Origin of the sequence: Pedobacter sp. BS3 (assembly GCF_008274585.1) — a bacterium.
Lineage (GTDB): Bacteria > Bacteroidota > Bacteroidia > Sphingobacteriales > Sphingobacteriaceae > Hufsiella_A.
Map to the genome: position 1 here is coordinate 147,161 of NZ_VTRT01000001.1, position 14,864 is coordinate 162,024.

Annotated in this window: 13 protein-coding genes; 4 read left to right on the forward strand and 9 right to left on the reverse strand. The window is 44.1% G+C overall.

Features of this window, described 5'->3' with window-relative positions; all coding sequences use genetic code 11:
• Positions 1–118: 118 nt before the first annotated feature.
• Positions 119–2,311 (reverse strand): glycoside hydrolase family 3 C-terminal domain-containing protein, encoded by a 2,193-nt coding sequence (locus FW774_RS00565; RefSeq protein WP_242457663.1) that lies wholly within the window; start codon positions 2,309–2,311, stop codon positions 119–121.
• Between the two features lie 395 nt (positions 2,312–2,706).
• Here FW774_RS00565 and FW774_RS00570 point away from each other — a divergent pair, with 395 nt between their 5' ends.
• A complete protein-coding gene (locus FW774_RS00570) occupies positions 2,707–3,786 on the forward strand; it encodes an endo-1,4-beta-xylanase (RefSeq protein ID WP_149346222.1) in 1,080 nt (359 codons plus the stop codon).
• A 3-nt stretch (positions 3,787–3,789) separates the two neighbouring features.
• Entirely contained in the window at positions 3,790–6,663 is a 2,874-nt protein-coding gene (locus FW774_RS00575) for a glycosyl hydrolase 115 family protein (RefSeq protein WP_317132749.1), read from the forward strand.
• A 23-nt stretch (positions 6,664–6,686) separates the two neighbouring features.
• Here the strand turns inward: FW774_RS00575 and FW774_RS00580 are convergent, their stop codons facing one another.
• Together FW774_RS00580 and FW774_RS00585 are read right to left on the reverse strand one after the other, a co-directional pair.
• On the reverse strand, positions 6,687–7,976 hold the full coding sequence (locus FW774_RS00580; RefSeq protein WP_149346223.1) for a M20/M25/M40 family metallo-hydrolase: 1,290 nt from the start codon (positions 7,974–7,976) through the stop codon (positions 6,687–6,689).
• Between the two features lie 81 nt (positions 7,977–8,057).
• Positions 8,058–9,167 (reverse strand): DUF4407 domain-containing protein, encoded by a 1,110-nt coding sequence (locus FW774_RS00585; protein WP_149346224.1) that lies wholly within the window; start codon positions 9,165–9,167, stop codon positions 8,058–8,060.
• 155 nt (positions 9,168–9,322) lie between these two features.
• Between FW774_RS00585 and FW774_RS00590 the strand changes: the two genes are divergently transcribed.
• Both FW774_RS00590 and FW774_RS00595 read left to right on the forward strand, forming a co-directional pair.
• Positions 9,323–9,640: a rhodanese-like domain-containing protein gene (locus FW774_RS00590; RefSeq protein ID WP_149346225.1), complete on the forward strand. Its 318-nt coding sequence runs from the start codon at positions 9,323–9,325 to the stop codon at positions 9,638–9,640.
• A 110-nt stretch (positions 9,641–9,750) separates the two neighbouring features.
• Positions 9,751–9,945 carry a DUF6358 family protein gene (locus FW774_RS00595; protein WP_149346226.1) on the forward strand — a complete coding sequence of 65 codons (195 nt, stop codon included), beginning with the start codon at positions 9,751–9,753 and terminating at the stop codon, positions 9,943–9,945.
• A gap of 149 nt (positions 9,946–10,094) precedes the next feature.
• Here the strand turns inward: FW774_RS00595 and FW774_RS00600 are convergent, their stop codons facing one another.
• The 6 genes from FW774_RS00600 to fumC form a co-directional block, all read right to left on the reverse strand.
• Positions 10,095–10,550 (reverse strand): low molecular weight protein-tyrosine-phosphatase, encoded by a 456-nt coding sequence (locus FW774_RS00600; RefSeq protein ID WP_149346227.1) that lies wholly within the window; start codon positions 10,548–10,550, stop codon positions 10,095–10,097.
• Between the two features lie 11 nt (positions 10,551–10,561).
• Entirely contained in the window at positions 10,562–11,362 is an 801-nt protein-coding gene (locus FW774_RS00605; RefSeq protein ID WP_149346228.1) for a S1/P1 nuclease, read from the reverse strand.
• Between the two features lie 181 nt (positions 11,363–11,543).
• A complete protein-coding gene (locus FW774_RS00610) occupies positions 11,544–12,047 on the reverse strand; it encodes a fumarate hydratase (RefSeq protein WP_149346229.1) in 504 nt (167 codons plus the stop codon).
• A 168-nt stretch (positions 12,048–12,215) separates the two neighbouring features.
• Positions 12,216–12,779, reverse strand: coding sequence for a putative toxin-antitoxin system toxin component, PIN family (locus FW774_RS00615; RefSeq protein WP_149346230.1), 564 nt, complete (start codon positions 12,777–12,779; stop codon positions 12,216–12,218).
• The gene (locus tag FW774_RS00620) at positions 12,769–13,224 is read right to left on the reverse strand and encodes a helix-turn-helix domain-containing protein (RefSeq protein ID WP_149346231.1); all 456 of its coding nucleotides are present in this window, start codon (positions 13,222–13,224) and stop codon (positions 12,769–12,771) included. Before FW774_RS00620 ends, FW774_RS00615 begins: the two co-directional genes overlap by 11 nt.
• Before the next feature lie 159 nt (positions 13,225–13,383).
• Positions 13,384–14,781 (reverse strand): class II fumarate hydratase, encoded by a 1,398-nt coding sequence (fumC, locus tag FW774_RS00625; protein WP_149346232.1) that lies wholly within the window; start codon positions 14,779–14,781, stop codon positions 13,384–13,386.
• Positions 14,782–14,864 lie beyond the last annotated feature (83 nt).

Consider the following 14,864-nt stretch of genomic DNA (forward strand, 5'->3'; position numbering starts at 1 on the left):
ACAGCCACCTTCACTGGCTTAAGTTTAAGGCTGAGATGAATTTTATGGTCATGACAGTCCCGCCTAATGTAAAATATGCAGATATAAGCGCTTTTCTGCGATTGTCCATACCCTGATATCAGTTCACTGTAAAACTTACCGGCTTTCCTCTGGCAGCCCCAAGTGCCGTACTCCTGTTTAGCGGAGCGGCACCGGCCAGGCTAACCGTATAGGTGCCTTTTTGCAGTACACTTTCGCCGCGGTCATTGATCGTCTTCATCATATCGGGCGTAATAGTGAAAGCTACCGTTGTGCTTTCGCCGGCCTTCAGGCTAACACGTTTAAAATCTTTAAGCGCAAATACAGGCGACTTCACACCACCGTCGGGAGCTGTAATATATAACTGTACCACCTCGTCGCCATCCATTTTACCGGTATTGCTTAGCGTGAACTGTATATTAACCGGTGTATTGCGCTTCACTTTCTGAGCTGATAATTTTATAGCTGCATAATTGAATGTGGTATAGCTAAGACCGTATCCAAACGGGTAAAGCGGTTCGGCGGTCATGTACCGGTACGTGCGACCCTTCATAGAATAATCCTCGTATGGCGGGAGCTGATCCAATGATCTCGGAAAAGTTACGGGCAGCCGTCCCGACGGCGATCTTTTACCGAAAATGATGTCAGCAATGGCATTTCCGCCTTCTTCGCCAGGATACCAGGCTAAGAGTACAGCATCGGCAAGCTCATGCACTTCGGCCAGGTTCATTGGACTACCACCGGTTATAATGGCCACTATTTTATTTTTATTGCCTTCGCGAAGCTTTTTCAGAAAATCGATCTGGTTTTGTGGCAGGTTATAATCCAGGCGATCCCCGGCATGAGACGAAGCGATAGACTCACCTTCCTCTCCTTCCAACAGTCCGGTAATGCCCATAACCACAAAAGTTACGTCGCACTGTTTGGCATCGCCGGTTGTCCAGTCAATAGGATTTACATTGGGCCTGTCCAGCAAAATACCCGGCTTATATTGCATCTGGCTGCCGGGTTCTATGCCCGATGCCAGGCCTTCCAGAATGGTAGACATTTGCGGATTAATACCATAATAATTGCCAATAAGCGCATCAATAGTAGCTGCATTTGGCCCCGTAACATAATATTTAGGTAAATTACGCTTTAACGGCAATACACCATTATTTTTTAATAGTACAATAGATTTTAAGGCTGCTTCTTTTGCCAGTGCCCTGTGCTCTGCGCTGTTAATTACCGTTACCGGGATGTTGGCATACGGGCCGGTAGCTTCTGTATCAAACATGCCGAGCTTAAAGCGGGTGCGCAGCAGGTTAGCCAGGGCGCTGTCTATTTCTTTTTCGGTGATAAGTTTTTTCTGAACAGCCTCTGATAAGGCGGCAAACTCATCGCCGCAGTTAAGGTCAACACCACGTTTTACAGCCAAAGCTACCGCTTCCGGTTTGCCGGGCACTACGTGATGGCCTTCGTAAAAATCGGCAATAGCACCACAATCGGTAACTACATGACCTTTAAAACCCCATTCGTCACGCAAAACATCCTGTAGCAGGAATGTATTACCGCAGCAGGCCTCGCCGTTGGTACGGTTATAAGCACACATTACAGCTTCAACGCCGGCATTTACCAGGGCATGGAACGCCGGAAGATAGGTTTCACGAAGATCCTTCGCCGAAGCCTCGGCGTTAAACGTATGCCGGAGCTTTTCGGGCCCGCTGTGCACGGCATAGTGCTTGGCGCATGCAGCAACTTTTAAATGATCGGGGTCTTCGCCCTGCAGGCCCTTTACAAAAGCTACGCCCATCCGCGAAGTAAGCAGCGGGTCTTCACCGTAAGTTTCCTGTCCTCTTCCCCAACGTGGATCGCGAAAAATATTGATATTGGGTGTCCAGAACGTGAGGCCGCCATAGCGATTATGATAACCTTCTTTTTGAGCGGCATTATACATAGCACGGGCTTCGTCGGAGATAGCAGAAGATACCTTTTTAATTAATCCGTCATCAAAGGTAGCGCTCAGGCCAATGGCTTGCGGAAATATGGTAGCTACACCCGAGCGGCCAACGCCGTGCAGAGCCTCGTTCCACCAGTCGTAAGCCGGAATATTTAGCCGGGGAATGGCCGGACTGGCGTTCATCATCTGGTGTATCTTCTCTTCAAGTGTTAAACGGCTTATCAGATCATGTACACGAACGTCAATAGGTTTTGAGGCATCCCGGTACACAGCCGGAGGCTGCGCTTTGGCCACAAATAAAGTGCACAACAAAAGCAGGCTGGTAATTACTTTTTGATACATGGTAATCATCATGGGTAAGCAGGTTTAATTAAAAGGTTCACTGTTTAATGAAGATACTTGTAAAGAACACATCTGTTAATTCAGGTTACGTTGTTCTCAATGCTTCGCATAAGAACTTGCCGGAACCTTATCATCGTAACAAACTATTGCGCTTTCTCAGGTATCCTTCATTTGGTTAATTACTCAAATATCAGGTAATAAAACAATAAATGCAATCGATTGCATTTATTGTTTTAATTATCCCTATCTTGGCTTTGGTAATCCTTTGCAGATAAGGAATTCTGAATAACTAACCAAACTATTATATTCACTAAAAAATGCATCCAGTGTCATTAAACGTGTTAATATCATACCTGAAACAGGTTACAAACGGATTATTAAATTCCGTAAGTAAATATGCAAATAGTATGCAAACGTTAGAACAAATAAGGCGTTTCAGGAGTATTTTACTGCTTATATTTTTACCCCTGACAACCTTTGCTCAAAAGGCAGGGCTGAAAGATTATTATAAAAACTACTTGCCGGTAGGAGTAGCTGTTGCTCCGGGAAATTTAAACGGCAATGAAGCATCGTTGATAATCCGTGAGTTTAACAGTATAACTCCCGAGAATGCCATGAAAATGGGCCCGATTCATCCCGAAGAAAACCGTTATTACTGGAAAGATGCCGATTCAATAGTAAACTTTGCACAAAGGCACGGGTTAAAGGTACGCGGACATAATTTGTGCTGGCATGAGCAAACCCCTGCCTGGCTTTTCACCGATTCGCAAGGCGATACCGTAAGCAAGGAGGTGCTTTTGCAGCGATTAAAAGATCATATTTATACGGTAGTGAAACGGTATAAAGGAAAAATTTATGCCTGGGATGTGGTGAATGAAGCCATAGATGACGACAGCACAAAATTTCTGCGTAATTCGGCGTGGTACAAAATATGCGGCGATGAGTTTATTGCCAAAGCTTTTGAATATGCCCATGAGGCCGATCCGCAGGCCCTGTTATTTTATAACGATTATAATACTGAGCGTCCTGAGAAGCGTGAACGTGTTTACCGGCTACTTAAGCAGTTGGTTGATCAGGGTGTACCTATAACAGGCGTTGGTTTGCAGGCGCATTGGTCTATTTTCGAACCATCGGCCGGCGAGCTGCAAACAGCTATTGAAAAATACGCCTCGTTAGGACTAAAAGTTCAGATAACGGAACTGGATGTATCGGTTTATCCCTGGGAGAAGAATATGCGCTCACGCAGGCCCGGCGAACAGGATTCCTTCACCCCCGAACTGGAGGAAAGGCAACGGGAACAATATAAAATGATCTTTGATATGTTCAGAAAATATAAAAACATAATAACCGGCGTTACATTCTGGAATATATCCGACCGTCATACCTGGCTGGATAACTATCCGGTACCGGGAAGAAAAAATTATCCGCTGTTATTTGACCAGAACCTGCGTAGGAAACAAGCATACCAGGATGTTATAACATTTTAGATCATGATGATAACAGGCAAACAACTAAAAAATATGCTGCTTGCAGGTTTAATCCTGATAAGCACCAGATCATGGGCTATTGATGATAGCTCTTACATTACTTACCAGGATGGCAAAGGCCGGTTTGCGCTTGTGGCTGCCGGAAAGGCAACCCCATTATTTGTCAGTACCGCCGATTTTTATGGTGTGGTACGTGCCGCCCGCGATTTGCAAAATGATATTTATCAGGTTACCGGAAGCAAACCCTTATTAGATACGCTCCATATTCCCACTGTAAAACAGGCAGTACTCATTGGCACATTAGGCAAAAGTCCGCTTATTGACAAGCTGGTGCTGCAAAAAAAGCTGGATGCAAGCGGACTTTCGGGCAAATGGGAAACGTTTATTATTCAAACTGTCATCCATCCGATGCCGGGCGTAGAAAAAGCGCTTGTAATTGCCGGAAGCGATAAACGGGGAACCATCTATGGATTGTATGACCTGTCTGCCCGGATCGGTGTTTCGCCCTGGTACTGGTGGGCCGATGTTCCGGTAAAAAAACACAGCGCCTTGTACGTATTGCCCGGAAAGCATACGCTGGGAGAGCCTGCGGTAAAGTACCGTGGAATATTTATTAACGATGAAGCCCCGGCACTTTCGGGATGGGCAAAAGAGAAATTTGGCGGTTTCAATCATAAATTTTACGCTAAAGTTTTCGAGCTTATTTTACGGTTAAAGGGCAATTACCTTTGGCCGGCCATGTGGGGCAGCGCCTTTAACGACGACGACCCGCTTAACCCCAAAGTTGCCGACGAATATGGTATCGTGATGGGAACATCGCATCATGAGCCTATGGTAAGGGCGCATGATGAGTGGCGTCGTTATGGTTCGGGTAAATGGAATTATGCAGAAAATGAAAAAAACTTACAGGAGTTCTGGAGACAAGGCATCAGGCGGATGAACGGTTACGAGAACATTGTTACCATTGGTATGCGTGGCGATGGCGATGAACCCATGACCGAAGGAACGGCCACAGCCCTGCTGGAAAGAATTGTAAAAGACCAGCGGCAAATACTGAAAGAAGAAACCGGCAAAGAGCCATCGGCAATACCTCAGCTTTGGGCGCTGTATAAAGAGGTTCAGGATTATTATGATAAAGGTATGCGTGTGCCCGACGATGTAACCTTGTTATTGTGCGATGATAACTGGGGCAATATCCGGAAATTGCCCAAATCCGGCGATAGACCCCGGGCGGGGGGCTATGGTATTTATTATCATTTTGATTATGTAGGTGATCCGCGGAACTATAAATGGCTTAATACCAACCCCATCACTAAAGTGTGGGAGCAAATGCACCTGGCTTACCGCTATAAGGCTACTACCATCTGGCTGGTTAACGTGGGCGATATAAAACCTATGGAGTTCCCGACCGAGTTTTTCCTGGACTATGCCTGGTCGCCGGAGAAATGGCCGGCCGAACGTTTAGAAGACTACACCCGCTTGTGGGCCCGCCGGGAATTTGGCAATAGCTATACTAACGAAATTGCCGCCATAGTTTCGGCATATACCAAATATAACGGGCGCCGGAAACCTGAGCTGCTTTCGCCGGATACGTATAGCCTGATAAACTACCGTGAAGCCGAAACCGTGGTTAATGATTACAAAGCTTTAGAGCAAAAAGCATTAACCATTTACAGGCAGCTTCCGGCCGCTTATCGCGATGCTTTTTACCAACTGGTATTGCATCCTGTTGAAGCATGTGCCAATCTGAATGAATTGTATGTAACGGTTGCAAAGAACAGGCTTTATGCTAAACAGGGACGTGCAGAAACCAATGATCTTGCCGCAAAAGCCAGGCAATTATACAATAAGGATTCGCTGATAACACGTTACTATAATACAGCGCTTGCCTCGGGAAAATGGAATCACATGATGGATCAAACGCATATCGGGTACACTTACTGGCAGCAACCGCCATATAATACCATGCCTCAGGTAACAGAAATTACCGTTCCTGCCGTAGCAGATATGGGCATCAGCCTGGAAGGCTCTGAAGATACCTGGCCGCAAAGTCAGCATAAACCGGTATTACCCATGTTAAACCGGTATGATACATCATCCCGCCGTATTACCTTGTTTAATAAAGGCAGCATACCGTTTAATTTTTCTGTAACCGCCGGAAAAAGCTGGCTGCTGGTTAGTCCCGCATCCGGAAAGGTTGATAAAACGCAACAAATAAGTATCAGCGTAAATTGGGAAAAAATGCCGGCAGGCAAATTTACTGTACCCATTACTATAACAGGCCCTGAAAATAAGCAGGTTATTGTTTATGCCGTGGCCGATAACCGGCCGGTAACACTGGCTAAGAATGAATTTTTGGCTGCTAACGGATATGTATCCATAGAAGCGGCACATTTTACAAAAGCAATTACTGCTAAGGGTATATTCTGGAAAATTTTGCCCGGTTATGGCCGTACCTGTGCAGGAATAACGCCTTTTCCCGTAACAGCCTCAAAACAATTGCCGCAAACCGGAAGCCCTTGCCTGGAGTACCGGTTTTTTGTGCCCGATAGCACATCTGCAACCGAAGTTCAGGCTTACATTTCGCCATCTATTGATTTTACTGCTTCGGGCGGCTTACATTATGCCATTTCCATTGATGATGAAAAGCCCCGGGTCATCAATATTCACGCCGATAATTCGGAGGAAGCCTGGAAGCAATCGGTAGCCGATAATATTAAAATACTTAAATCGGTACATAACCGGCTGAAACCAGGGCGGCATGTATTGCGCTACTGGATGGTAGACCCCGGCGTAGTGCTTCAGAAAATAGTGATCAACCTGGGCGATCTAAAACCAAGCTATTTAGGTCCGCCCGAAAGTGTTTCGGGAAAGTAAAAGCAAGAGGATGAGGCTATCATTCACTTCAATTTGGGAATTCGCCGGGGCGTATCTGTTCCGGCTACAATGCTGCGGGCGCTCAAACCTATGGCTTCGATAGTAGCGGTGATGTTTTTTATATCCAGCGTTTCAAGCTCATCGTCAACCGTATGGTAAAGTTTGTCTTTATCGATCTGGTCGGTTGAGATGGTGTGTGCCGGAACACCTAAGGCCGCCAGTGTGGCATTGTCGCTGCGGTAAAACAGGTTTTGTTCGGGGTATGGATCAGGGTAGAATTTAAAATCGGTACCGGCCAGGTTCTTTTGCAGGATCTGTCCGAAATCAGATTTATCGTAGCCGGTTATAAACGCTGAGTTCTTTCCAAATTTCGATTCCTTACCGATCATCTCAATATTGAACATAGCTATTACATCGTCCGGGTTAAGCTGCGACGAGAAATATTCAGACCCGATGCCGCCCAGCTCTTCGGCCGTAAAGGCCACAAAGATCAGCGTACGCTCGTTGTTGTTCAGCTTTTTATAATATTTAGCTAAAGAAATGACCGCCGTAACTCCCGAAGCATCATCGTCGGCACCGTTGGCAATAGAGTCGCCCTGTACGGGTTCAATAATACCCAGATGGTCATAATGCGCCGAAAAAATAACCAGTTCTTTTTCCCTGGATTTACCCGGCAGCATTCCGGCTATATTCGCCAAAGCTATTCGTTCGGTTTTATTAGTGAAATTTACACGAAATGATTTAGCCTGATGTACGCCCAATAAAAAAACAGCGGCACCTTTTTTTACCTCGTTGGTAAGATGCCCGTTCATGACGCTTTCGCGGATGTGGTTAAAGCCGCTGGCAAACTGCTCATCAACAAATACCAGCACTTGTTTCTCTGAACGGATGATCTCGCGGTAGCGGTTAAAAAAGCTTTGACCGGCTTCAATATGCTGTATCTCTACACCTGGATCTGTATTCCAATTGATGCCCGTCCGGTCGGTTATTATCAGTACGTTTTGGTCGTCTACCTGATTGCCGTCTATGATCACTTCGGTTGTAGCCGGCTTAATTTGTGTGATGGTAAACGCCTGCCTGAAATCTTTTGTACCGTTAAGCGATTGTAAGCCAATTTTTTTGAACTCGTCTGCAATAAAGGCAGCCGCTTTTTCTATTCCCGGAGTAGATATGCCACGTCCCTGCATGTTATCGGCAGAAAGCGTACGGATAATACGCTCTACATCCTTATTACTTACCTGTCCGGACGGCTTTTGTACGGCGCATGAACCCAATAAGGCAAGCAGTGTAACAATAATAAACGTTCTTTTCATAGTAATTTGAGTCCTACTTGCTATTCAGCAAGTGAAATTACCATTTTGTTTGAAAAGAAAGATGCCAGGAAAGTAAATCAATCAATCCGGCTCACCTGCTACGCTTAGCCGGGCTTTGATCTGCTGCTTTTTGCGGGCAATCTCGGTTTCTATATGCGTGTCCTGCACCCCATCGGCTACAGCCACATCCGCATCCCGTTCTTTAAATGAGCTGTGTATAGCCGCTTCTTCCACATTTTGCAGCGCTACGTCGTAAGCTCCCTTCGGGCTCATCAGCTTGACAAATACCGGCAAACACTCAAACAGGATGAACAGCATGCCGATAAACGATATGGCCAGGTACGTATCCAGATCGCGGGAGCCGTCTTCACGGAATTTGAGCTGCCCCAGCGCCCAGTTACGGTCGGCAAAACCGGCAACGTTCACCAGGCTGTCTAATTGTTTTCCGCTAAACATCCGCTGCGACGACAGACCATCAAAATCCTTACGATTATCAATAAATTTTTCAAGCCGGTCTATTTCCGCACGTACGGCTTTCAGCCTGTCTTCCTTCTGGTTAAGTACAGCCTCTTTCTGTTTGGCATAGGTTCCATAACCGGTTATACCCGACGTCTGATTGGTTTTATCGCCAAAAACCTCCTGGTTTAATACATAACGTGAGTGATTGATATCCTGCACCAGCGAATCCTGCTCGGCTTTCAGCTCGGCAATTTTGCTTAATTCGATGGAATATTTCTGCTCAAATGTTTTGTTCAGCGTATCAATACGCGAGTGCTGTCCGTTGAGGTAGCTTACTTTGAGCTTTTCGCGGATTTCTTTATCGAATATCTTTAATTCCAACGGCCTGGAAATTACAATTCCGATCATAATAGCCAGTAATACCCGTGGCAGCGCCAGGCCAATCTGTTGGTTACTGGTTCCGGTTTTGCTGATGCTTGACACGATATAGCGGTCCATATTGAAAATGGCCAATCCCCAGATGATACCAAAAAAGAAGGCGAATACTACGGCCGCCGGGTTGCCGGCAAACACAAAGTACATGGCATATCCGCCGGAAAGCGATGCAAACAATGCGGTAAAAAATATGGTGGCACCAATGCCTACATATTTATTATGGTCGGTAGGATATTTTCTTAAGGTATCAATATGAGCTCCGGAGCAGAACCAAAAGAAATCAGTAATTTTTTTCATCGGGAAACAAATATCGGCAAAGCCGTAATCTATTAATAAACGTCCGGTTTGATTTGTTGTTACAGCCCGGTAAATTTTTTTGCACAATTACACATTATCAGGCTGTTGTTTCGCTTTTATAAGCGATATTAATACCTTTGGAAAAATATTTTTTTATGAAAGAGATTACTGTTGAAGAACTCAAAGAGAAAATAGATAACCAGGAAGACTTTCAGCTGATCGATGTGCGTGAGCCTTTTGAATATGAAATGTCTAACCTTGGCGGTGAGAATATTCCGTTAGCCGGTATATTGATCGAATCGGATAAGATTGCTACCGATAAACCGGTGATTATTCAATGCCGCAGCGGTGCACGCAGCGCTTCGGCCATTAACCAGCTGGAGCAACAGCTGGGCTACGAAAACCTGTACAATTTAAAAGGTGGTATCCTGGCCTGGAAAGCGGCTTTTGACCCTGAAATGCAGGTTTACTAACGTAAGTCAAAATTAAAAAATCAAAAGTCAAAAAGGCCAAACGACAGGCCAGCTTATATTTTGCGACAAATCAAAAGGCCTATCCCGGTAGCCTGAATGTTCAAGCACTAATGGGTTTAAAGTTTCTGTTAAATATTATTTATAACATAGGCATTTTTGTGCTTATTGTGTGCCTGGTATGGGCATTTAAACACCAGGAGTACCCGGTTATGGCTGGCATTGTATTTCTGCTGGCCATGCTGATCTTACTGAAAATCCGGCTGATAAAGCAGGTTAAAGAGCTTACGCGAAATCGCAAGAGTTAGTTTAACCTGAATCTATATCTTCATGCTTATCGGGATTTGCAATCCCGATAGATTTAACCCCGGATTTATAATCCGGGTAACAGCCCGGATGATTTTTGTATAAGGAATACAAATTACAAATCTGGCATTATCAGCGACGGAATTACAAATCAATCCCGTCGAGCGGATTTTTGCAGCTCTTCTTCAATGATTTTTTTACATCCGGCTTCGATCATCCGGAAAACAGGTTCAAACAGGCTGTTGTCGTAGTAAGGATCGGGCACGGCTTTATCGCCTAAGAGCAGATACACCTTCTCCCGGTCGTGCTGATTCCGGGCCAGGCTTAATACATCGGTATAATTGCTTTTATCCATCACGTAAATGCGATCATACTCGTCAAAATCACTTACGCTGATCTGCCGGCAGCATTGCCCGGAAATATCCAGTCCGTATTGTTTTGCTATGGCAGTAGAGCGCCTGTCGGGTGCTTCGCCGACGTGCCAGTGGCTGGTACCTGCCGAATCGACTTCCCAGTCTAAACCTGCTTTACGGGCTTCGTGCTCCATAATACCATGTGCCAGCGGCGACCGGCAGATGTTGCCTAAACAAACCATTAAGATCTTCATGATATCAGTAGCTATGAACCAAAAATAGTATTCAGTAAACCGGCAAGCCGAACTCCGCCTTTAAGCAATTGCTGGTTAAGGTCGGCCACGTAATCAAAGTTATACCGGTAGCTTAAACGGGCTTCCGGCTTAATACCAGCATATATTTTTTGCGCTAATTGATTAGAATCATAGATCCATTTGCTAATGGGTTGCTGCTGCCATTCAGTACGCTGCGCCGGTGTAGTATAGTTAATTGCTTTGGTATATTCGGTATAGCTGAGCTGCTGGTACTCGATCAATTTTTCGTCCCAAACAGCATGCAGATTGGTTTGTTGCCCAAACCAGGATACTTTGATCGTGTTTCCACCTTTATCTTCTGTTCGCCCCGTATGTAGGGGCTGATGCAGATCGCCCACAATGTGGATAACCAGTTTCAGGTACATCAGCTTCTTATCTGCCGGAAGACTTTTATTTTTCAATTCTTTTACCAGGAAATTGAGTTTGGTGTATGCATCGGTGGCTGTATCCTGCTGCAAAAAATCCTGCATCTGTTGGTAAGACAGACTCTGGTCAAAATCAATATAATGCCATTTGCTGAGATAGTTGTATGATGGGTCTGACTTGATAAAATCGGGCCAGTTGCTGGCCATAGCCATAGACTCGTTACCTAATATTTTCTGAATTTCAACACGGGCTTTAGCGTTCAGGTAACTGTTGGCAATTTCGGCAACAATGCGATGTCCCAGCAATCCCCAGGCCATGGAAAATCCCGGAAGGTAAACTAATATACCAGCCAGGATACAAATTTTTGTGAATGTTTTTTTCATCATACTTGTGTTAAGTCAAAAGTAAAAAGTAAAAAGCAAAAAGTTGAACGAAGCGTCTTCAGAGTAATCCGGGGTTCGGGGCAAAACTGTAATGATCTTACAATCAATGACATAAACTTACACGTCGATTTATAATTGATTTGGCACCAATGCACAGATTAATAGTTGATACTGCTCACTTCTGCTAATCTATGGGTTTAGGATTACAAATTATTTTTTGTTTTAGCACCAATGTTATTGGTAAATGCTGATCGGGACTTTGCAGATATAATGTATCTGCTGTGCGCCGTTTTACTATCAATGTTTTAAGGTATAAACCGATACGATGGCATCCTGAAATTTTCTGTTTGTAATCGGGTTTGGTGAATGTGGCGCTGATAAACAGGGTATCGTTTCTGAACAGGTAATTTCCTTTGGCATATTCTGTCCAATGCCCGTTCTGATAACAGCTGTCGATAACCGTATTTACTTTGGCTGTGGTACTTAACCGGGCATACACAGAATCGCAGGTAAATGTAAACTGATGTTGGGTATATTGCAGCAGCTTATCCTGGTACACTACGCTGTCTTCGTTCCACACGCCTTGCAGAAATTCAGCTCCTTTGTCCTGTATATTCGGATTTAGTGAGCAGGCCGAAGCCAGTAATCCGGATAACAGAATAAGTAAGAAGCTTAATCGCCGATACATTGTAAATGTTGAAGTTTAAAGGTTAAAAGATGAGTCCCGTATCTCGAATCGTTCCTCCTCGGGACAGGCAAGTAATATTCACTTTTCGGGTTATCCCCAACAGGTCAGAAGAGGGAAAAATAATTAAGTCTGTCCAAACCATGTATCACAGATGTAATTAAACGCTATTTATAGTAAAGTATGCAAGTAATTTGCAGTATCATTCAAACCGCTTTTTCTAAGCATATCCAAAACCTGATATTCATCAAGCTCAGGGTTCTTTTTGTGTAAAACCATTTCTTTAAACGCTGTCACCGCCTGTTCGTGATTCAAATCTATAATATCAGTTAAAAAGTCATCTGCTGATTTAACCTTCAAACCAAATGAATCTAAATATTCTTCCGGAAAATCTTTTAGATTATTTGTTACAATTACATTTGCATTGATTTTGATTGCGGCAGCCAATATATGACAATCATCAGGGTCGGGCAATTCCAGGTTTTTTAAAAGCCCATCATAATTATTAACTAAAGCATCAGGAAAAGCTTTGTTAGCTATCTGAACCCTTTTTTGAATTTCCTCTTTTGATACACCTTTCTCCTCCATCACTCTTTCCCATTCAATAAAAATTTGCTTGCTCCATTTTGGAGTGTACAGATCATAGTGAGCAAACCAAAATAACAGATCCCGTATAATTACCGGATAAATGACATTTGTATCTAATACAGCTTTAAATCTTACACTATGAATCATAGAGACCTATTTCTTCATCAAAATTCATTATGTCAATAATATGTCTCTTTTGCTCTTCCTTCAGCTGCTTTTTATATTTTAAAATATCTTCGAATTTAATCCTTCGATGTTTCCCTACTTTAGTAAATTCAATTTTACCATCCTCTAATAGTTTTACCAAATGTGGACGGGAACAACCTAAAATTTCGGCAGCTTTTTGGGTTGTTACTTCTGTAGCAACCGGAACGAGCGAAATGGGTTTTCCCTGGCTCATTGCCCTGAGAATATCGCTTAAAAATTTTAATGCCCTGACAGGGATCACAATTTTATCTTTAGTTCCCTCAATCCCGATCTCTGTTTTATCTGAATTAATTTGCTTGATTACCGACGCCAATGTATTATAAGACTCTATTGCAACCTTTTGCTCAACTTTTGAAGGTTTTCTTATTTTTTCCAGCGTGTTCATTTTATAGGATATTAATAAAAGATCAGGTGTAAATTTAACGAAATAAACGAAACGATCAAAATATTCGAAACGTGGAAAAACCGATCTGAGAAGCGATTTCGACAAATAAGAGAAGGTGCAATAAGCTTCTCATGCATTACTGCACCTTTTGAATCAGCGTTATTTCAAACTACCGATCATATCTTCCGGACGAACCCACTCGTCAAACTGTTCGCTGGTTAGTAAGCCGAGTGCAATAGCGGCTTCGCGTAGCGAAGTATTTTCTTTCAACGCCTTTTTAGCAATTTTAGCAGCATTTTCGTAACCAATGTGCGGGTTTAACGCGGTTACCAGCATCAATGAATTTTCAAGATGCTTCTTAATGCCTTCGTAATTAGGCTCAATGCCTTTGGCGCAGTTTTCTGTGAACGATACGCAGGCATCGCCAATAAGGCGGGCTGATTGTAAGAAGTTAGCGGCCATAACCGGTTTGAACACGTTCAGCTCGTAATGTCCGTTAGAGCCTCCTACAGAAATAGCGACATCGTTACCCATTACCTGTGCGGCAACCATGGTTACAGCTTCGTTTTGAGTAGGATTAACTTTACCAGGCATAATGGATGATCCGGGCTCGTTATCAGGAATATGAATTTCGCCGATACCTGAACGTGGCCCTGAAGCCAGCAGACGGATATCGTTAGCTATTTTCATCAGCGATACGGCTATTTGCTTTAAAGCTCCGTGGCTTTCAACAATAGCATCATGTGCAGCCAAGGCTTCGAATTTGTTTTCGGCGGTACGCAAAGGCAGTCCGGTAAATTTGGCAATGTATTCGGCAACTTTTACATCGTAACCTTTAGGTGTGTTAATGCCGGTTCCCACGGCGGTTCCACCTAAAGCCAGTTCAGAAAGGTGGTCGAGCGTATTTCTTAACGCTTTTAAACCATGATCCAGTTGCGAAACATATCCTGAAAATTCCTGGCCCAGGGTAAGCGGCGTAGCATCCATTAAGTGCGTACGACCAATTTTTACCACGTTTTTAAAGGCTTCGGATTTTGCTTTCAGCGTATCGCGAAGCTTTTCAACGCCGGGAATAGTTACCTCTACTACCATTTTATAAGCGGCAATGTGCATGGCCGTAGGAAAGGTATCGTTAGATGATTGCGATTTGTTCACATCATCGTTCGGGTGAATGAAGGTTTTGCCCTCGCCCAGCTTATTGCCCTGCAGTACATGGGCACGGTTGGCAATTACTTCATTTACGTTCATGTTCGATTGTGTACCTGAACCGGTTTGCCAGATCACCAGCGGAAACTCGTCATTCAACTTTCCTTCCAGTATTTCATCGCACACCTTGGCAATCAGATCGCGTTTTTCGGCAGGCAGAACGCCACAGTCGGTATTGGTATAGGCCGCCGCTTTTTTAAGATAAGCAAAGGCATTAATAATTTCCTTAGGCATTGACGCCTCGGGACCTATTTTAAAGTTATTACGTGAGCGTTGTGTCTGGGCTCCCCAATATTTATCGGCAGGAACCTGTACTTCGCCCATGGTATCGTGTTCAATTCTGTAAGCCATAATTGTTAAATTTTAGAGCGCAAAGTTACAATATTCAGGCATTTAATCCACGTAGCAGCGGTAATATTGCAGTATTTTAACCC